Genomic DNA, 18,674 nt, shown 5'->3' on the forward strand with positions numbered 1-18,674 from the left:
GACGGAGGGGCTCAGAGGTGGGTGACGGCGGTGACGCACAGGCCGCCCAGGGCGACCGCCCACACGTACGGCAGGGTGCGCACCATGACCTGTTGCGGAGTGACGCCCGCGTACTGGGCGCTCCACACGGTCTGGGTGCTGGTGGGGTCGGCGACGCCGAAGACCTGGTTGTACGAGGTGGTCATGCCGAGGACGGCGGCCGCGGGGTAGATGCCGGTGGCGATGAGGACTCCGGCGATGCCCGCGCCGAGCCCGAACACGTTGAGAGGGCCGCGGTAGAGACACAGCGGGACGAGAAGGGTGAAGACGAGGACGAACAGCACGGGGTTCTGCGGACTGACGGCCTTGACGAGCGGTTCGAGCGCGTCCACGGCGCCCGGCAGTTTCACAGCCGCGAGCAGGATGCCGATGGCGACGAACAGGACGATCGGCGGGGCGGCCACCTCGAATCCGCCGTACAGGGTGCGCAGCAGCCGCTTGTTCATCGCGCCGGGCCGGGTCGTGGTGACCAGCGCGTAGAGAACGCCCGCCAACAGCGAGGGGATGATGGCGAGTTCGAAACCCAGGGCCAGGACGAGCGGGACGGCCGGGGCGAGCAGCGCGTACCACGGGGCGTCGCCCAGCTCCGCGCGGCGTGAACGAGGCTTCGCGCCGGAGGAGTCGAGGGACTTGAGCGACCAGGCATGCTCGGTGCCACGCCGACGCGTCTCGACAAGGACGAAGGCCAGGGCGGCGACCAGGGCGAACGGGAAGAGCTTCACCATGAAGCCGCGCACGGTCGGGATCGGCAGTTCCAGCGCGGTGGAGAAGAACTGCCACACCGGCAGCTCGAACGGGATGCCCACGGCGATGCCCATCAGCACCGTGCCCGCGGCGGTCACCTTGGGCACGCCGACGGCGATCATGGCGGGGATGCCGATGATGCCGGCGAGCATCGCGGCGGGCGCCGAGCCCGTCACCGTTCCGACGAGTGCGGACACGGCGAGGACGCCGAGGGCCACCACGGTCGGGCGGTCACCGCCGAACTCGACGATCTTGCGGACGAGCGTGCCCGCGATGCCGGTCTCGTCGAGGAGTTTGCCCAGCCAGGAGCCCAGAACGATCGCGATCATGGTGGCGGCCAAGGCCGGCGCACCTTCCTGGAGAACGGTGTCCAGCACGCTGTTCTCGCCGGTGAGCGGTGCCCCGGCGAGGAAGGCGATGACGACGGCGAGCAGCACCAGCGCGAAGGCGGTGGGAAGTCTGCGGGTGAGCATCAGGCCGACGCCTGCGGCCATGACGAGGAGGATGACGACACCCATGGGTCAGTTCTCTCTTCCGGGCCGGGGGAGCGCTGTGCGAAGCGCGGCGGTGAGGAGCAGGGGGCTGCGGCCGAGCCCGCAGACCGTTCTGGCGTAGGCGTGGGCGGCGACCTCTTCGGCACCGGCGACATGGCCGGCCACGCGGTGGCGTCCGAGGCGTAGCACGGTGTGGCCGAGCGCCAGCTTGAGCGCGGCTTTCGCCGGGCCGTGATGGAGGTGGGCGTGCACGGCCTCGTGGGCGAGGGCCGCCGCGCGCACGGAGCCCGGCGGGTACCAGGTGCGCCAGCCGCGGGCGTCGACCAGCTCCTCGGCGAGTGCGAGCGTGTCGGTGTAGAGCTCGACCGTCGGGGGCCGTGACGTGTAGCGGGCGAGCAGCATCCGCTCCAGGCCGTCGTCCCGCTCGACCACGAGCGCGGTGGACGGGACGGGGGCGAGCCGGGATCCGAACTCGTCGGCCCTGCAAGCCCATTCGCGCAGCAGCCGCGGATCACGGCCCTCGTGGGTCGGTGTGGCGGCCAGCAGCCGGACGGCCCATTCGATGTCGTCGATGTCGCGCAGGTCGTCGACGGCCGCCGGGACTGTCAATTCCCCTTCTCCGGAGGAGAGTTCATTTGCCGTCATGACCGCACCTCGAGAACCGCGACGACCGGCTCGTCGGCCGCGCGGGCACGCAATTCGCTGCGGGCCAGCGCGAGCAGAGGCTGCGGATCGAGGACGCCGGACAGGTCGGCGATGCGGGAGCCGAGCAGCAGCCGCAGGGCAGGGGCACGGACGCCGCCGTCGCCGTACGAGGTGGACTCGCCCACCAGCCGGGCGAGCACCTCGGGGGCACCGGCCACGGTGGTGGTCTCCACGCGGGCGTCGGCGGCATGGTGGCGTACCACGCCGTCCATGTCGACGATCCGTACGGGCCGGCGCGGCGCCCGCAGGCGACGGTGCGTCCGCGTGCCGTAGACGGTGTGGGCCGCGGTGCCCGCCAGGAGACGGACGTCCGCCGGGTCGGCCCTGAGACTCGCCGCCGCGGCACGCAGACGCTCGGTGTCGTCGGCGCGGTGGGACCGGTCCTGGGTGCGCAGTTCGGTGGCGCCGGTCGCGACCGCGCGCACGGTGCTGGTCTGCGGGTCGACGGTGACCTCGACCTCCACGCCTTCGGCGGCGGCACCCTGGGCGACGACCGCCCGCTCCGCCTCGGCACGGACGGCGAGGATCTGCTCCTGCGAGGCGCCGGGCACGATCCGCTCGACCTGCTCGCGTACGAGCGCGAGGGCGACGCCGATGGGGCTGATGACCTCGTTGTGGCGGGCGATCCGGCCCTCCATGCCGCTGGTGAGGGCGAGGTGCGGGGTGACGGACGCCGCGCCTCCGCCTCCGCCGACGAGAACGGCCGTGTCCTTGTCGAGGCGGTAGTCGCGGATCATGGCGTCCACCACCGTCCTCACCTGGGCGACGCCCGCGTCGAGGATCCGCGTGGCCGCGGTCGCGACGTCGGTGCCGAGCACGGCGGCCAGCGGCGCGATCGCGGCACGCGCGGTCTCCGGGGCGCAGCGGGCGAAGTCGCCCTCGGGGACGCGGCCCAGGGCATTGGCGGCACAGGTCATGGTGACGGCGAACCGCCCGCCCGCGGCGTCGAGCACCACGTAGTCGGCGGCGTCACCGTCCATGGGCCGGACGGTGGCCACCTCGGCGTCACGCAGTTGGCCGGGAGCGGCGAAGCAGGCGTACGGCAGCCCCGCGATGTGGGCACTGCGCGGTCCCACACCCCTCACCCGGCCCTCGCCGATCCGCACCATGGAGCCGCCGCCGACACCGACCGTGCGCACGTCCAGGGCGTTCAGATACGAGGTGCTGCCGAGGATGGTGGCGTGCCGTACGGCGACCTTGCCGCGGCGCACGACGCTGATGTCGGTCGAGGTGCCTCCGGTCTCCAGGAACGCTCCCTCGCTCACCCGCTCCTGCATCAGAGCGCCGGCGACTCCGGCGGCCGGTCCCGACAGCACCGTCAGGAGCGGTCGCCGACGCATCTCGTCGAGGGCCATCACGCCGCCGTCGCAGCGCATCACCATCAGGGGTGCGGTCACGCCCGCCTTGGTGATGGAGGCGTCGACGAGGTCGGCGGTGGCCAGCATGCGGGGCAGGATCGCCGCGTTGACCACCGCGGTGCGGGTGCGCTTGTGCAGCCCGTACAGCGAGGTGATCTCGTGCGCGGCGGTCATCGGCAGCCCGTACGGCCGTGCCGCGTCCAGGACGGCCTGCTCGCCCTCGGGCCGGTCGACGCTGAACGGCTGGCTGGCGACGAGAACTTGAGCCCCCGCACCCTTCACCTGCTCGACGGCACCGCGGACGGCCACCGCGTCGTCAGGGTCGGCGACATGCGCGTACACCAGCGGGAGTCTTTTGCCGGGGGCGAGTTCGAGCTTGCCGAACGAGGCGAGGCGGCGGGTGAACACCGCCGAGGGGCCGGTCCCGATGCCGATCAGCCCGACGGTCGCGACGTCGCCCTCCAGGAGGGCGTTGGTGGCCTGGGTCGTGCCGTGCGCCAGGAAGGCGACGTCGGTCGGGGCGGAGCCGGTCCGTTCCAGGAGCCGGTCGAGGGCCTCGACGATGCCGTGTGCGACGCCGTCCTCGTGATGGTGGCTGGTGGGGACCTTGACCTGTCCCAGGAGTTCGAGAGTCGTGGCGTCCACGGCCACGGCGTCGGTGAAGGTTCCGCCCACGTCGATGCCGACGCGGATGCGGGGTGTGTTCATGCCCAAGCACCTCCTTGTGCTGGATCGGTTCGCGTGTGCGCGACCCGTCTGCGCGCTGGGTTCGTTCAGTAGCCGCGTACGTCCGGCCAGTGGCGTTGGACTCCGTCGCGGTCGAGCAGCAGCGCGAACTCCTCGAACCGCTTGTCGTCCGCCTGCACCTGGTGCGGCTCGACGTCCTCGGCCACGCAGTGGGCGGCCAGCGCACCCGCGACCTCGCCGACGTTCCACTCCACCGGGTGGAGCCGGTAGCAGCCGTTGGTGATGTGCGTGGTGCCGATGTTCTTGCCCGCGGGCAGCAGGTTGCGGACGCGTCGGGGCACCAGTGCCCCGAGCGGGATCTCGAACGGCACCGAGCCGATGTCGATGTAGTTGTCGCCGCCGGTCGAGGGATGCAGGTCGATGCGGTACCCGCCCACGCCGACGGAGTTCCGGTGCCGGGTGCCGCCGTACGGGCCGACCAGGTCGATCGCCACGTCGTGCTCGGTGACCGTCGTGACGGCCTTGATACGGCGGGACTCGCGGACGTACGCCGCCTTGGCCAGGCCGTCCGCCGTGCCGGTCACGTCCGGGCGGATCCGCAGGCCGGGGAAGCCGGTGCCGCCGTCCTCGCGCGGTGCGTCGGTCTGCAGCCAGTACAGCAGTGACAGCGACAACTGCCGTGCCTCGCGCAGCGCTTCGGCCTCCTGGCCGATGTACGGCTTGAGCCAGTAGTCGTTGAGCGGCCAGTTGACGAGGGTGATGTCGGAGTCGAAGGCGCCCGGAGTGTGCAGCTTGCGGGCGAGGATCCGGCGAAAGCCCCACAGTTCCTTGTCGCCGGCGTCGGCGCTCTGGTCGGCGGAGACACCGAGCGGGTCGAGATCGGGATTCGGTACGAAGGTCCGCGGCACCGGCTCCAGCGTGCGCGGGTCGGGCGCCTCGAAGCCGAGCAGCGGACCGGGCCAGAACGAGGGCCGATAGCCGCGCCAGAAGTCGTGGTCCTCCGGCCGGTCGATCGTGTGGTCCTCGCCCTCGTGGTGGGAGAGCGCGAAGCAGACCGTGATGCCCTGCTGGTTGTCGGGCTGGGCCTCGTCCGGGGCGTGCGGCTCGTCGAACTCGGCGCGCGACTCGGCCCCGTTCGCGTACTCGACGCCCGCGAGGTGGAGGAGTTCGCCGGTCTCGGTGGCGTCCAGGACGTAGCGCGCGGTGAGGGTGCGTTGGGTCCCGGCACGCAGATCCTGCAGGGTCACCGACCTGACGACATCGTTGTCGGCCTCGGCGGAGACCGGCCGGTGCTCGGTGAGTACGGTCAGTCGGCCCGCCGCACGGTGGGGCGCGAGCATGCCCTCCAGGACGGCGAGAGCGGCCCGCGGCTCGTGGCACAGCTTGCTGACGCGGCCCGCTCCCGGGTTGAGTTCCGTGAGCGCCAGGGCCTCGGCTCGCAACGGGTACCAGTGGCGGTAGTACCGCCGGATCTCCTCGCGCAGCCGCCGATACGAGGCGGTCGTGCCGAACTGCTCCACCCACGGGTGCTCGTCGGGCGGTACGGCCTGGCTGGTGAGCTGGCCGCCGATCCAGTCCGTCTCCTCGGTGAGCACGACGCTGCGTCCTCCCCGGCAGGCGGCGAGTGCGGCGGCCACGCCACCGAGGCCGCCGCCCACGACGAGGATGTCTGCTTCGGGTATCACGCTTCTCCTTGCTGCCGGATCAGGTTCACGGAGGGTGGTGGCTGGGTGGGACCGTGTTCAGGGACGGGCCGGCGGCGGTCCGGTCGTCGGACCGGGGCGGAAGGCACAGCCGACGAGCGGCTCGCGCGCCTCCTCGCCCGCGACGAGCGTGGCCAGCAGCCGTACGGCCGCGGCGCCCAACTGCGGCCGGGGGATGTCGAATCCGGTCGGTACGGGCTCGCTCGCCAGATCGGAGGGCGGGCTGCCGAGCAGGGCGAGGGACACCTTCGCGGGACAGTCGAGGCCCGCCCCGCGTACGGCGGAGAGCAGGCCTCGCCAGACGGCCCCGGTGTCGGTCTCCTCGGCGACGAAGGCCGTCACCCCGTCGTCCGCCCAGGCCCGCAGCCGTTCGGGCGTGAGCTCCCGCTGCGGATCGGCGGACCGGAAGACGGACGTGGGCCCGGCGTGCAGGCCTGCCGCCTCCAGCCCTTCCAGGAAGCCGCGCTGACGGTCCGTCGAAGCGGGTGCATCGTCGTCCTCGCGGACGAGGACGATCCGTCGATGTCCCCACTCGGCCAGATGACCCACGACGTCACGGGTGGCCTGGACATAGTCCGCGCCCACCCAGGCCACGCCCTCCAACTCCTCGCGGCGGCCCAGGTGTACGACCGGGAAACCGTCCTCGACCAGCCGCTTGAGCTCCGCCCGGGGGGTGTGCCGGCCGATGAACAGACAGCCGTCCGCGAGCCGGACCCGGCTCAGGGCTTCGGGACCCTCGGCCCCCGCGCCGCCGGTGCTCGAACCGGTGAACAGCACCAGGTCGTAACCGAGCGCCGCCGCCTCGCGCTCCACGCCGACCAGGAAGGGGTAGTACGAGTGCTGCACATCGGTGGGGAACGTGGCGGTGAAGCTGAAGACGCCGAGGAGGTTGTTGCGGGCGGCGGCCAGCCGCCGGGCGGCCGGATCGGGCACGTAGCCGAGACTGCGGGCCGCCTCCAGGACCCGTTGGCGGGTCTCCTCGGAGATGAGGCGTCCCTTCCCGTCCGGCTTCGGGGAGAGCACCAGGGACACGGTCGCCTGCGAGACCCCGGCGAGCCGAGCCACCTCGGCCTGCCGGGGTCGTGACGTCCGCCCGGCCGCAGCAGGGGCACGTCCGGGGCGCTTCCTGGGTTCCACGGTGGCTGCTCCTTGTTAATGCGTATTACCTAATGCGCATTAACGAGACTGCACCTGCCCGCCCGGCGGGTCAAGGCTCGGGACGGAAGTGATGCGGGTGACCTCTGCGTGATCGGGATCAGTGGGGCTGGTCGGCCCCCTGATGCTCGGGCACTCGGGGCATTGCCGACGGACAACCCGGTCGAGACAGCCTGGACGCCTCCGCGGCCGCTCGTCTTTCTGTCCTCGGCCGGCGCTCACCCGGGCGGCGGCGTGCATGGCGCAGCGGGAGACCGGGTGTGAGTAGTTGCGGTACAGGAAGTGCCGCTGAGATTGATCATGGTCCGGCTGGTGTCGGGGTGAGCGGGTCGTCCGGGCGTCGGATGCGGACTCGGCGGGGGCGGGGGATGTCGTCGGCGTCCTGGAGGTTGGCGAAGTCCGCATGTGCCTGGGCGACGGCTTCGGGGTACGCCTCCTGCTTCTCGTGCTCGGCGAGCGCCCGGTAGATGCTCGCGACGCTGGGGGCCTGCCCCTTGCGCTTGCCTGTGGGGATGATCAGGTCAGGCTGGATCCGCTCAACCGACTCGCCGTTCGCCCGGCGCCGGAGCACGGTGTGCAGCATGTCCTCGGTGATGACGGGCGGTCGGCCGCCGTGCTTGCCCTTGCGGGCGGCGGCGTCGAGTCCTTCGAGGGTCGACTCCCGGATGTTCTCCCGCTCGGTCTCCGCCATCGCGGCGAAGAACGCGAAAAGCAGGCGGCCCGGCCCGCTGGGGTCGTACATGCCGGGCAGGGGTCCGGCGAGCATCTCCAGGACCAGGCCGTGGGCGGTGAGGTGGTCGGCGAGCGCGGTGAGTTCGGCGGCGTCGCGGCCGAGGCGCTTCATCTCGTACACGGTGAAGATGACGCGGCAGTGCGGGGCGTGGGCCTTGATCTGGCGGGCCAGCGCGAGTGCGGCCTCGAACTGGGGGCGGACCCGGACGCGGGTGCTGATCTTCTCGGAGAACACCTTGTCGCGGTCGATGCCGTGCTTGGCGAGTGCGTCGAGCTGGGACTGGAGTTCCTGAGTGAGCGTCGAGCAGCGGGCGTACCCGATGCGGATGTCGGCGCTCGGGGTGTCGGGGGCCAGGGCGAGCGGGACCGGGGTGCCGGGGCGCCACGGCTGGCCGGGCCCGCGGTCGGCGGGGGTGGGCACGCGCAAGAGCTTGGCGAGCCGGGGCACCTTGGTGAAGCGGCCGGTGTGGTAGGTGCCGGCGACCGCGCCGGAGCGCGAGCGGCACGGCGAGCGGGGCTCGGCCCGGCAGCGCGGGCAGGGATGGCGCTCGACGTCGTCCGCGTCGCTCGGGGAGGCTTCTTGAGGGTCCGTCACGCTCGGGATGCTGTCACAAACCATTCTCAGAAGTACACGCCCCACCTTTGAGTGAGAACGAGTTCTGCGAACCGGAACGGCACTTCGCGCCCGCCGGGGCATCATGTTTGATCTTGCTCGGGCAAAGGACCGTTTTTGAGACCGGCGCAGACTCGGTAGAGCATGAGGTCGCAGTCTCGCGAGCGGCCGGTCGTTCAGCGGGGCAGGATGCGCAGTACTGCCTCGTGTTCGCCGCTGAGCCGCAGGCCTTGCTGTACTGCGGCGCTCAGATCGAGGTCGCCGAGCAGGGTCGCGGCCAGCAGGTGCGGCGGTCCGGTCAGGGATGCGGTGGGGTGGTCGACCCGGCCGGCGTGGGTGTGCACCGAGCCGTCCTTGACTTCGATGACCAGGTCTTCGTTGCCGTCGGCGTGCAGTTGCAGGGCGATTGCCGGCTGGTCGGGGCGGTGGTCGGTCAGTGCCCGGGCGGGCATGTCCAGCCAGTGGGTGCGGAAGGTGTCGCTGTCGGCCGGCTCACGCAACAGCGGCACGCCCCACCGGCTCAGCTCCCGCAGCACCGGCTCCAGCTCGCGGCCACGCTCGGTGAGGGAGAACAGGGTGGTGGCCACCGGCGGCGGGGCGGCCTCGCGGTGGATCAGGCCGGCTTCCTCGAGTTCGCGGAGCCGGTCGACCAGCAGGTTGCTGGCGATCCCGGGCAGCCCGTTGCGCAGGTCGGTGTGCCGGCAAGGACCCAGGGCGAGCAGTTCGCGGATGATCAGCAGGGTCCATCGGTCGCCGATGGTGTCCAGTGCTTTCGCGATGCCGCAGTACTGCCCGTAGGTGCGCATGCCACCACCCTACATCGTGGTGTTGAGATTCAAAACTCTCTTGTTGACTTTCTCAACAACGTCGGTCTAGCGTCGCTGCCCATGACCCCCACCCTTTCCGTGCGTCGGCTGGCCTGGGCCGGCGTCGAGATCCGTCTCGGCGACACCCGCCTGCTGATCGACCCGCTCGAGAACGTCGCTCCGCTGGCGCCGGTGATGGGGCCGCCGCACCGGCCGGTCGACCCGGTCGATACCCCGCCCGGCACCCACGCCCTCATCACCCACCTGCACCCCGACCACTACGACCACGACCTGATCGCCCGGATCGCGGCCACCGGCACGATCGGCTGCCACACCCCGAGCGCGGCGGCGCTGCACGAGGTGGGCATCACCCCCGTTGCCCAGGACCTGGGCCAGTCACGCCGCATCGGAAAGCTGACCGTCACCCCGGTGACCTCGCTGGACTGGCGCGGTAACGACTGTGACCAGGTCGCCTGGGTCGTCGAAGGCGCCGGCCGGCGGGTCATCCACTGCGGCGACACCCAGTGGCACGGCAGCTGGTGGCAGATCGCCCGCGACCACGGCCCGTTCGACGTCGCGTTCGTCCCGGTCAACGGCGTCATCGCCCACTTCGAGGGCTACGCGGCCAACGTCCCGGCGACCATGACCCCCGAGCAGGGCGTCGAGGCCGCCGTCGCACTCGGCGCCGGCACCGTCTGCGCCATGCACTACGGCCTGTTCCACAACCCGCCGTTCTACACCGAACAACCCGACATCGAGCAGCGCTTCCAGCACGCCGCCGACGAGCGCGGCATCACCGCGGCCATCATCGCCGACGGCCAGCCCGTCCTCTGACCATCAGGAACAAGGAGCAACACATGAAGATCGTCCTGTTCGGTGCCAGCGGCAACATCGGCCGGCCCACCACCGAGGAACTACTGCGGCGCGGCCACACCGTCACCGCGGTCACCCGAGCCGGCCACGTCGACGGACTCAAGCACAAGGCCCTGACCGTGACCACCGGTGACGTCACCGACCCCGCGGCGGTCGCCGGCCTCGCCGCTTCCCACGACGCCGTACTGTCGGCCGTCGGCCCCCGGATCGGCCAGGAGAACGACCGCGCCACGATCGTCGGTGCCGCCCGTGCGCTGATCGACGGACTCCGCCGAGCCGGCGTCACCCGCCTGGTCACCATCGGCGGTGCCGGTAGCCTGCGCACGCCGACCGGCGCCCGGGTCATGGACGACCCGGACTTCCCCGCGCTGTGGAAGGCCAACGCCGAGGCCCAGTCCGAAGCGCTCGACCTCTACCGCGGCGTGCACGACCTCGACTGGACGTACGTGTCGCCCGCCGCGGTCATCGGAGCGGGCGAGCGGACCGGGACCTACCGCAGCGCCGGGGACACCCTGCTCACCGACGACGACGGCAACAGCCGCATCTCGTACGCCGACTACGCGATCGCCTTGGCCGACACGATCGAGAGCGGCACCGCGATCCGCCGCCGCATCACCGTGGCGTACTGAGCCATGAGCAACGACGCCGCCGGCCGGCACACCCGATTCATCGTCCTGCTCGCAGCGCTCGTGGCCCTGGGACCACTGTCCATCGACGGCTACCTGCCCGGACTGCCGGACCTCGCCGGCGACCTGCGCGCCAGCGCCGCGGCCACCCAGCTCACCATCACCGCCTGCCTGGCCGGGCTGGCCATCGGGCAGCTGATCGCCGGGCCGCTGAGCGACACCTACGGCCGGCGGCGTCCGTTGCTGGCGGGCCTCGCCCTCTACACGATCGCCAGCGCGCTCTGCGCGGTGGCGCCCGACGTCCGGACCTTCGTCGGCCTACGCCTGGTCCAGGGCATCGGCGGGGCGTTCGGCATCGTCATCGCCAACGCCATGGTCCGCGACCGCACCTCCGGAACCCGCACCGCACGTCTCTTCTCCGCACTGACCTTGATCACCGGCCTGGCGCCGGTGTTCGCGCCGGTCCTCGGCGGCCAGCTACTGCGCGTCACGGCCTGGCCGGGGATCTTCGTGGCCCTGGCCGTACTCGGCGCCGTGATGCTGGCGGCCTCCGCCGCAGGACTGCCGGAGACCCGGTCCTCCGCGTCACGCCAGCCGCTGCTGGCTGTCGTCGGGCAGCTGCTCAGCGACCGGGTCTTCACCGGGTACGTCCTGGCCAACGGCCTGGTCTTCGCGGCGATGTTCGCCTACATCTCCGGCTCGCCGTTCGTCCTGCAGGAAATCCACGGCCTGTCACCGCAGCAGTACAGCGCCGTGTTCGCCGTCAACGCCGCCGGACTCATTGCGGCCGCCCAGATCAGCGGCCGGCTGGTGGCCCGGGCCGGCGCCCGCGTGCTGCTGCTCGCCGGTCTGCTGGGCGCGACAGCCGGTGGTACCACGGTCCTGGGTGCAGTGCTGACACGGGCACCCCTGCCCGTGCTCCTGATCGGCCTGTTCGTCCTGGTCTCCAGCGTGGGCCTGGTCATGCCGAACGCCGCGGCCCAGGCCCTGGCCGACCACGGCGGACACGCCGGGTCGGCCGCCGCTCTGCTCGGCTTCAGCCAGTTCATGTTCGGCGGGGCACTTGCTCCGCTGGCCGGCGCGGGTGGCGCCACCAACGCCTTGCCGATGGGAATCATCGTCGCCGTGCTGCCGGCGCTCGCTCTGCTCACACTCGGCGTCCTCACCCGGTCGATGCCCGGTGAGCGCACTCGCAGGCCGGCTCGCCAAGGACCTGCCGGGCACCGGCGACCGCGCCGGCACATCGATCGCAGACGAGCCGGCATCCAGTGAATCGGGCCAGTGTCTGGCGAACAGGGTGATTCCGCGATCAGCGTGACAGACGTACGACGACGGTCGGGTGCAGCGACGCGTGGAACGCGTTCCCGCCCGTCTGGGGCACCTGCTCGCATCCCTGCAGCTGCCCGCCTTCGTGGAGGGCCGTCAGGGATAGGACACCGGGGCCTCCTCGACGGGCACGAGAAGGAACGTCACGTCGAGATGGCCGAGGACCTGGCCAGCAAGCTGCGTGACGCCCTGCGCTACGCGCACGCCCACCGGGCCTCGCTCCAGAACAATGACCAGCTCGCCGCCCGCACGTCCGAGCGGGATCTCGACCTGCTCGGTGTTCAGCAGGCCGTGGCCGGCGAGACCGTACTCCAGTTGTCCCTGCCGGTCGGCCGCACCATCACCGTCACCCTCGGCGAAGAGGACTACCGCAGTCCGAAGAGGGGCTGGACCACCGTGCGGAGCGACAGCGAGCTGCTGGACGCCACGGTCAGGGGCGCCGACCACCTCGCCATCAAGGGCGCCCTGGACACCATCGCGGAGCTCCTTACCGCGCACCTGCGGGAGGACGCCTTCGAGACGGACTGACCACTGACCGGGGCTACTCCTCCTCGTCACCGTCCTCGGGCGCGTCCGGGTCGCGGGAGGGGCGCAGGCCCTGGCCGGGGCCGCTGGCGGTGATGTTGAACAGGTAGCGGCCCAGGAAGTTGATGTGCCGGTCCTTGAGGGGGAGAGGCGGGCGACATCCTCGTCCTTGATGTCGTGGCCCTCGGCCCGGAGCCGGGCCACGGCGGCATCCAGGTAGCGGGTACTCCACAGCACCACGGCGTTGAGGACCAGGCCGAGCGCGGCGAGCTGGTCCTCCTGGCCCTCGCGGTACGCCTGGCGGATCTGGCCCCGGCCGCCGTGGCAGATCGCGCGGGCGAGCCGGTGGCGGGACTCTTGGACGGTGAGCTGCCGGTTCATCAGCCGCCGGTAGGTGTCGTCCACCGGGTCGACCAGGGCGAGCAGGTGCATGGTCTTGTCGATCCGCCCGTACTCGGTGAACGCCGCCCCCATCGGGGTCGGGTGCCCCTCGCGGCCGAACATCCGCAGCAGATCGTAGGCGCGGACCTGGTTGGTGATGAGCGACCCGGCCACCCGCAGCATGTCCGGCCAGTGCGTGGCGATCTTCTTGCAGTTGACCTTGTTGCAGGCCACGTCGTCCAGCGGCCCGTACCCGTCGGCCGCTTCCTCGCCGTCGGGTAGGTCGGCCCGCCAGAACCGCTGATCGGCCAGGTCGCGAAAGCGCGGGGCGAAGCGGAAGCCGAGCATCTTGTACAGGCCGAACGCCATGTCGGAGTACGAGGCGTTGTCCGTGGCCACCATCTCCGGCTTCACCCCGCCGTCCAGGTTCAGCAGCGTGTCCAGGGTGAACAGGCTGTCGCGAGGGGTGCCGCGTACGACCATCGCGCCGATCCCCGCGACCTGGTCGTTGACGGCATTGAGCCAGGTCACCCCGCGTTTGTAGCCGTAGTACTTGGGCGAGGAGCCGGTGTTGATGCTTTTGACGGGGACGACGAAGCGCATGCCGTCGACGGAGGCGAGCAGTCCGCCGCCCCACATCTGGGCCAGCTCGATGCGGGACTGCGCGCCGATCAGCGCGGCGTTCGCCGCGGCGATGGTGTCGGCGCGCACGTAGTTCTGGTCGACGTGCGAGAGCCGCGAGCGGGTCAGCGCCTTGTTGTTCGGGTCGATGACCGGGGTCAGCGCGATGTTGCAGCTCTGCGAGACCAGGAGGGCCACGAGGGAGACGAGCAGTCCCTCCATGCGGGTGCGCCGGTCGGAGACGTGGCCGAAGGAGTTGAGGAACCCGGTCCAGGAGTGCACCTCGAACAGCAGGTCCGGCAGGTCGATCCTGGGCAGCATCGACTCGGTGGTGGTCTTCAGCCAGGTCAGGGACTCCGGCTCGCCCACCGAGCCGAGTTTGTCCACCGACAGGCGGGCCCGGCCGTCCCGTACGCCTCGGCCTGCTCGTCAGTCAGAAACTCCACCGGCACGAGGCGGACCGTAACCAGCGCCAACAGCCGCCCGGCGTGCTTCCCGCGAACCCCAGCGGCAGCCGCTGCCCGTGTGCTAGCCGACCATGATCAATCTCAGCGGCACTTCCTGTACCGCACCTACTCATACCCTCGCCCTGCACCGCCACCGGCTGGGCGCGTTCTCCCGCGTCCAACAAGTTCCTGCCGTCCGCCCTGCGCAAGAAGTGAGCGGGTGGCCGCAGCAGGCGATTCTGCGAGCTCATCGCTCGACGGCAGGGGTGAGACCACGAGGCCGGGGTAGCCGCGTTCGTACGAGGCCTTATCGCAAGGGCGTTGTAGTCGAGCGTCTCAGGAGGACAGTCGTGCCAGGCATATTGGACAAGATCAAGCAGTTCAGCAGGAGCCCGCAGGGGCGACGTGCCGTGGAGGAGGTACGCCGGGCCTCTCGCGACCCGCGGCGCCGGGCCCAGGCCCAGCGGCTGCTCGGCAAGCTGCGGGGGCGGCGCCACTGAAGCGCCCGGTGCGCTTCTCTCGGCGGCCGGGCGCCGCGCCCACGGTTGTTGGGGCGCCGGTAAGAACGCTGTCACCGATCCTGCTGGCTTATTCCGTGCCCCGGCGGGGCTGGCGGCTCGTTGGTTGGGACAGCAGCGGCCGTCTTGGCGGTCCGGTCGGGGGCGGGGTGCGGAATGTCGATGCGGCCGAGGCCGTGGCCGAAGGTGCCCGAACTGACCGTGCAGGCGGCGCGGGCGGTGGCGGCACGGGGCCCGTTCCCGTTGGCGATCCGGGTCCGTGACGAGCTGGGCGAGTTGTTCGCGGACGCCGAGTTCGCCGAGGCGTTCGGAACCTGAGGGAGGCCGGGCTGGTCACCTGGCCAGCCCGGCGCTGGTGACGGTGTTGCAGTTCACCGAGAACCTCACCGACCGGGCGGCAGCGCATCGGGTGCGGTACGGCATGGACTTGAATACGCCCTCGGCCTGGAGCTGGATGATCCCGGGTTCGACGGCTCGGTGCTGCCCGAGCCCCGCACGCGCCTGGTCGGGCACGGGATGGGGGAGAAGGTGCTCGACCTGCTGCTGACCGCGCTCAAGGACCGGGGCCTGGTGAAGGCCGGAGGCAAGCAGCGCACCGACACCAGCGGCGGTACGCGACCTGAACACGCTGGAGCTGGCGGTGCCCGTTCAGGAATGGGCCGAACGCTGCGACCCGCGGACTCACTCCTGGCGACCGCCGGCTTCCACGAGCGAGCGCGAGGTGATGGCTCTGGCTCTGCGGCCGGGACGGGTTCGGGCTGCTGGAGGCGGTGCATGCCCCTGATGCTCCGTCCTGGCTGCGCGAACTCCCGCCGGTGCAGGTCCTGCGCACGATGGGGGTGCAGAACTACCACCGCACCGTGTCCGAAGCCGGAGCGGAGGTGAAGCGGCGGGAGAGCAAAGACCTGCCGCCCGGCAGACTGAGGCTGGCCTCTCCGTACGACACCGACGCCCGCTACGGCCTCAAACAGGGCTCCTGGTGGACCGGCTACAAGATCCACATCAGCGAGTCCTGCGACGATGCCGATGACCAGAACCCGGCTGCCGACGGCCAGGCGCTGATCCCAGGAGCCGACGGACCGCCGCCGCGCTTGATCACCGGCATCGCGACCACCGAGGCCACAGTGACCGACGCGGAAATGACCGAACCGGTCCATCACATGCTCGCTGCCCGCGATCTCCTGCCCGCCGAGCACTTCCTCGACTCCGGTTACGCTTCCGCCGAGTTGATCGTGGGCATCAGGAAGAACTTCGGGGTCACCCTGGTCACCCCGGTCCTCATGAACAGCTCACCCCAGGCGCGTGCCGGCGCCGGGTTCGACCGCACCGCGTTCACCATCGGCTGGGACAAGCGGCCTGCCACCTGCCCACGCGGGGACACCAGCACCTGGTGGAGCCCTGCCATCCTGCGCGGTACCAAGGCCATCGTCATCAAGTTCAGCAGGGAGACATGCCGCCCCTGCCCGGTGCGCGACCAGTGCACCAGCTCGAAGACCGGCGGCAGGACCCTCTCCCTGCAACCGCGCGAGGTTCGAGAAGTCCTCGACCATGCCCGCCTCCAGCAGGGCGACGAGCAGTGGCGAGCCAAGTACGGAACCCACGCGGGCATCGAGGGAACCATCCACCAGGCCGTCGCGGTCACCGGGATGAGCGTGCCCGCTACCTTGGTCTCCAGAAGACCCACCTGGAGCACGTCTTCTCCGCCGTCGCGCTCAACCTCATACGCCTCGATGCCTGGTGGAACGGCCACTCGCTCGACCGCACCCGCGTCAGTCACCTTGCCCGACTCGATCTCCTGCGCGGCGTAACCGAATTGGGGTCTGAGATTGGTAGGCGTCGTTGGCCGTGTAGTCGGTTTCGGCTGCCCGCTGTCGTGGATGGGGCGCGAGTGTCACGGACTGTGGTCGCGTCCGTCCCGTGGAGCGAAGGCTGCGAGGGCGTCGGCGTCGGTCGCGCGAGCGTGCAGGAAGTAGTCGGCCCATTCGGTGATGTCGGGATAGGACGAGTCGTGGCCGAGTTGGGTGGTTGCGGCCTCGATATCGAAGTGCGTGGTACGGAGTTCGACGCCCGGGCCCAGCAGGGTCCAGTGCGCTCCGGTCCGTCCGTAGGGCAGGCCGACGCTGCCGGGGTTGATCACGAGCCGGCCGTGGGCGAGGCGGATGAATGGCATGTGAGTGTTGCCGCAGACCACGGTGTCGCCGAGGGGGTCTGAGGGAACCGCTTCGGCGCGATGGGCGAAGGACAGGTGAAAGCCCACGTATTCGAGCATCGTCCCTTGGACGAGAGGAGCCCCGATGACCGTCGGACCAGGCGTCGGCATCGGCACCGCGCGTGCCGATGCGGAGAGCGACGCCTCAGTGATCGCGCGGTCCCGGGATGAGCCCGAGGCGTTCGCCGCGCTCTTCGACCGGCACGCCGACGCCGTGCACCGCTATGCGGCCCGCCGCCTCGGCGGCGAGGTCGCCGATGACCTCGTGGCGGAGACCTTCACCACCGCATTCCAGCAGCGGCATCGCTACGACCCGGCCCGCGGAGCGGGCGCCGACGCCCGGCCCTGGTTGTTTGGCATAGCGACCAACTTGGTCGGCCGGCATCGGCGGGCTGAGGCCCGCCGGTTCAAGGCCATGGCCCGGGTCCCGGCCCTCGCCGACCACGACGAGCCGTTGGCCGACCGGGCCGCGGACCGAGTGGTGGCGCGGGCCGTACGCCGGGAGCTGGCGGCGGCGCTGGTCGCGCTGCCCGCTCGGCACCGGGACGTGCTGCTGCTGGTGGCCTGGGGGGATCTCAGCTACGGGGAGGCGGCCCAGGCCCTCGGTATTGCCGTGGGCACGGTCAGATCACGGCTGCACCGGGCTCGCAGCAAGCTGCGCGAAGCATTGGGCGGATCCGACCCGACGGCACTGCGAGAGGTATCCGACCATGAATGACGAACTCGAACTCTTGAGGGAGTGGGACGCGGACGCGGCCCCGTTCACCGGTCCGGCCCGGGACCGGGCCCGGCACCGGCTGCTCAACGCGATGGCCCACGCGGACCAGCGCACCGGCACCGGCCCCAGTCGCCGCCATGCACTGCGCCTCGCGTCGGCCGCGGTGGTCGCCACGGCGGTTACGGGGACGGCGGTGCTGCTCGGCTCGGACGGCTCCGGCGAGGGCGGCGCACCGGGCACGAGCACCCCGCGGGTGGAGAACGCCGCCGCGGTGGTGCTGAACGGGGCGGCGGCGTGGGAGCGCGAGCAGGAGAAGGAGCTGGTGGCGCCGCGCGACGACCAGTTCATCTACTCGAAGCGGATCATCAAGGAGACGGAGCAGAAGACCGGCAAGGTCAAGACCTACACCGACGAGATGTGGGACTCGGTGGACGTCTCCAAGCCCTCGTTGACCATGGAACTGGGCCGCGAGATGTGGGAGGAGCCCGCGGGGAAGGGCGGCGGGGTGTGGCCACCCCGGAAGTGGAGCGAGCTGAAGAAGCTGCCCCAGGACCCGGAGAAGCTCATCTCGGCCATCATCTCCCTCGGCGCGTCCGACGACCGGTCGATCAGCGATCTCGACAAGCTCGAACGGTACGAGGCCTACTGGCTGCTCGGCGAGCTCCTGAAGAACCCGGTGCTGCCCCGGGGACTGCGCCCCGCGGCGTACGAGGCGCTGGCCCTTGTGCCCGGCGTCAAGACGATCCCGGGAGTGAAGGACTCCGCAGGGCGGACCGGGGTGGGGATCGCCCATGCCGAGCGCACGTACAAGTACCTGATCTTCGACCCGGCGTCGTATGAATTCCTGGGCTTCCGCGACGAGCGGATCTCGGCTTCCGGGAAGAAGAAGTACATCCAGCTGTCGCACGTAGTGGACTGGGGGATCGTCGACCGGGTGAAGCAGCGCCCGTAGGCCGCTGTCCCGCGGCCGGGACCCGCAGGGCCGCCGGCACCGGCAAATGGTGCCGGCGGCCCCGAGGTTTGCCTCCGGGAGATCAGTGGGGATGGAGATCAGTGGGGATGCCGCAGCCGAGGACCTCGCCGCCCGGCGTCGCGCACGCCACGTCGATACGGCGGTCCGGGGTTGAAACGGCATGTCCCTGACGCTGTCAGGGACAAAGAGCCCCGGCTCAGCACGGCAAGAGAACGCGAGGGGTCCAGACAACGGCCTTCTCGCCAGCCAGGAATTCCACCGGCACGCGGTGAACGTGGCCACGCCACGAGCACGTTCAGCGGGCTTGCCCGAACTGCCCCACGACCGCCGATCGCTGCGCCAGCTGACCAAGATCAATCACCGTTAGCCGCTGTACCGCTGCTACTCGCGACCGGACCAGCCGGCGGATGGCCGAGGTGGGG

The 18,674-nt window shown here is 71.0% G+C and carries 17 protein-coding genes and 2 pseudogenes; 9 read left to right on the forward strand and 10 right to left on the reverse strand.

Translation table 11 applies throughout. From position 1 onward, the window contains the following. Positions 1 to 11 precede the first annotated feature (11 nt). From ACWGDB_RS25240 to ACWGDB_RS25270, 7 genes are all read right to left on the reverse strand, one after another. On the reverse strand, positions 12 to 1,301 hold the full coding sequence (locus tag ACWGDB_RS25240; RefSeq protein ID WP_453824488.1) for a transporter: 1,290 nt from the start codon (positions 1,299 to 1,301) through the stop codon (positions 12 to 14). Positions 1,302 to 1,304: 3 nt separating this feature from the next. Beyond that, positions 1,305 to 1,922, reverse strand: a complete 618-nt coding sequence (locus tag ACWGDB_RS25245; RefSeq protein ID WP_453824489.1) for a hypothetical protein — start codon at positions 1,920 to 1,922, stop codon at positions 1,305 to 1,307. Further along, positions 1,919 to 4,048 carry a hydantoinase/oxoprolinase family protein gene (locus ACWGDB_RS25250; protein ID WP_453824490.1) on the reverse strand — a complete coding sequence of 710 codons (2,130 nt, stop codon included), beginning with the start codon at positions 4,046 to 4,048 and terminating at the stop codon, positions 1,919 to 1,921. Before ACWGDB_RS25250 ends, ACWGDB_RS25245 begins: the two co-directional genes overlap by 4 nt. 65 nt (positions 4,049 to 4,113) lie before the next feature. Continuing rightward, positions 4,114 to 5,712 (reverse strand): FAD-dependent oxidoreductase, encoded by a 1,599-nt coding sequence (locus tag ACWGDB_RS25255; RefSeq protein ID WP_453824491.1) that lies wholly within the window; start codon positions 5,710 to 5,712, stop codon positions 4,114 to 4,116. 57 nt (positions 5,713 to 5,769) lie between these two features. Further along, on the reverse strand, positions 5,770 to 6,867 hold the full coding sequence (locus ACWGDB_RS25260; protein ID WP_453824492.1) for a LacI family DNA-binding transcriptional regulator: 1,098 nt from the start codon (positions 6,865 to 6,867) through the stop codon (positions 5,770 to 5,772). Positions 6,868 to 7,183: 316 nt separating this feature from the next. Beyond that, positions 7,184 to 8,212: a recombinase family protein gene (locus tag ACWGDB_RS25265; protein WP_453824493.1), complete on the reverse strand. Its 1,029-nt coding sequence runs from the start codon at positions 8,210 to 8,212 to the stop codon at positions 7,184 to 7,186. A 194-nt stretch (positions 8,213 to 8,406) separates the two neighbouring features. Next, positions 8,407 to 9,036: a winged helix-turn-helix transcriptional regulator gene (locus ACWGDB_RS25270; RefSeq protein WP_453824494.1), complete on the reverse strand. Its 630-nt coding sequence runs from the start codon at positions 9,034 to 9,036 to the stop codon at positions 8,407 to 8,409. A gap of 81 nt (positions 9,037 to 9,117) precedes the next feature. On the opposite strand from ACWGDB_RS25270, the gene ACWGDB_RS25275 reads away from it, so the two are divergent. The 4 genes from ACWGDB_RS25275 to ACWGDB_RS25290 all read left to right on the forward strand — a co-directional run bounded on the left by ACWGDB_RS25275 (position 9,118) and on the right by ACWGDB_RS25290 (position 12,389). Beyond that, positions 9,118 to 9,870 (forward strand): MBL fold metallo-hydrolase, encoded by a 753-nt coding sequence (locus ACWGDB_RS25275; RefSeq protein ID WP_351513174.1) that lies wholly within the window; start codon positions 9,118 to 9,120, stop codon positions 9,868 to 9,870. Between the two features lie 23 nt (positions 9,871 to 9,893). Continuing rightward, complete coding sequence (locus ACWGDB_RS25280; RefSeq protein WP_453824495.1) at positions 9,894 to 10,538, forward strand: NAD(P)-dependent oxidoreductase; 645 nt, start codon at positions 9,894 to 9,896, stop codon at positions 10,536 to 10,538. Positions 10,539 to 10,541: 3 nt separating this feature from the next. Beyond that, positions 10,542 to 11,807, forward strand: coding sequence for a multidrug effflux MFS transporter (locus ACWGDB_RS25285; RefSeq protein ID WP_453824496.1), 1,266 nt, complete (start codon positions 10,542 to 10,544; stop codon positions 11,805 to 11,807). Between the two features lie 207 nt (positions 11,808 to 12,014). Then, a complete protein-coding gene (locus tag ACWGDB_RS25290; RefSeq protein WP_453824497.1) occupies positions 12,015 to 12,389 on the forward strand; it encodes a hypothetical protein in 375 nt (124 codons plus the stop codon). A 13-nt stretch (positions 12,390 to 12,402) separates the two neighbouring features. On the opposite strand, the pseudogene ACWGDB_RS25295 reads toward ACWGDB_RS25290, so the two are convergent. Further along, positions 12,403 to 13,796, reverse strand: a pseudogene (locus ACWGDB_RS25295) (transposase); the annotation flags it as partial. Positions 13,797 to 14,184: 388 nt separating this feature from the next. On the opposite strand from ACWGDB_RS25295, the gene ACWGDB_RS25300 reads away from it, so the two are divergent. Next, positions 14,185 to 14,334: a hypothetical protein gene (locus ACWGDB_RS25300; protein ID WP_406207720.1), complete on the forward strand. Its 150-nt coding sequence runs from the start codon at positions 14,185 to 14,187 to the stop codon at positions 14,332 to 14,334. A 180-nt stretch (positions 14,335 to 14,514) separates the two neighbouring features. Continuing rightward, a complete protein-coding gene (locus ACWGDB_RS25305) occupies positions 14,515 to 14,670 on the forward strand; it encodes a hypothetical protein (RefSeq protein WP_453824498.1) in 156 nt (51 codons plus the stop codon). Positions 14,671 to 14,685: 15 nt separating this feature from the next. Here ACWGDB_RS25305 and ACWGDB_RS25310 read toward each other — a convergent pair whose 3' ends face one another. Beyond that, positions 14,686 to 14,979: a hypothetical protein gene (locus ACWGDB_RS25310; protein WP_453824499.1), complete on the reverse strand. Its 294-nt coding sequence runs from the start codon at positions 14,977 to 14,979 to the stop codon at positions 14,686 to 14,688. A 143-nt stretch (positions 14,980 to 15,122) separates the two neighbouring features. Here ACWGDB_RS25310 and ACWGDB_RS25315 point away from each other — a divergent pair, with 143 nt between their 5' ends. Then, a complete protein-coding gene (locus tag ACWGDB_RS25315; RefSeq protein ID WP_453824500.1) occupies positions 15,123 to 16,160 on the forward strand; it encodes a transposase in 1,038 nt (345 codons plus the stop codon). Between the two features lie 83 nt (positions 16,161 to 16,243). Here ACWGDB_RS25315 and ACWGDB_RS25320 read toward each other — a convergent pair. Then, positions 16,244 to 16,546: pseudogene (locus ACWGDB_RS25320) on the reverse strand (metallophosphoesterase family protein); the annotation flags it as partial. Positions 16,547 to 16,646: 100 nt separating this feature from the next. On the opposite strand from ACWGDB_RS25320, the gene ACWGDB_RS25325 reads away from it, so the two are divergent. Then, positions 16,647 to 17,279 (forward strand): RNA polymerase sigma factor, encoded by a 633-nt coding sequence (locus ACWGDB_RS25325; protein ID WP_453824501.1) that lies wholly within the window; start codon positions 16,647 to 16,649, stop codon positions 17,277 to 17,279. Then, positions 17,272 to 18,231 carry a CU044_5270 family protein gene (locus ACWGDB_RS25330; RefSeq protein WP_453824502.1) on the forward strand — a complete coding sequence of 320 codons (960 nt, stop codon included), beginning with the start codon at positions 17,272 to 17,274 and terminating at the stop codon, positions 18,229 to 18,231. Before ACWGDB_RS25325 ends, ACWGDB_RS25330 begins: the two co-directional genes overlap by 8 nt. Positions 18,232 to 18,674 lie beyond the last annotated feature (443 nt).

The organism is Streptomyces sp. NPDC055013 (assembly GCF_053608645.1).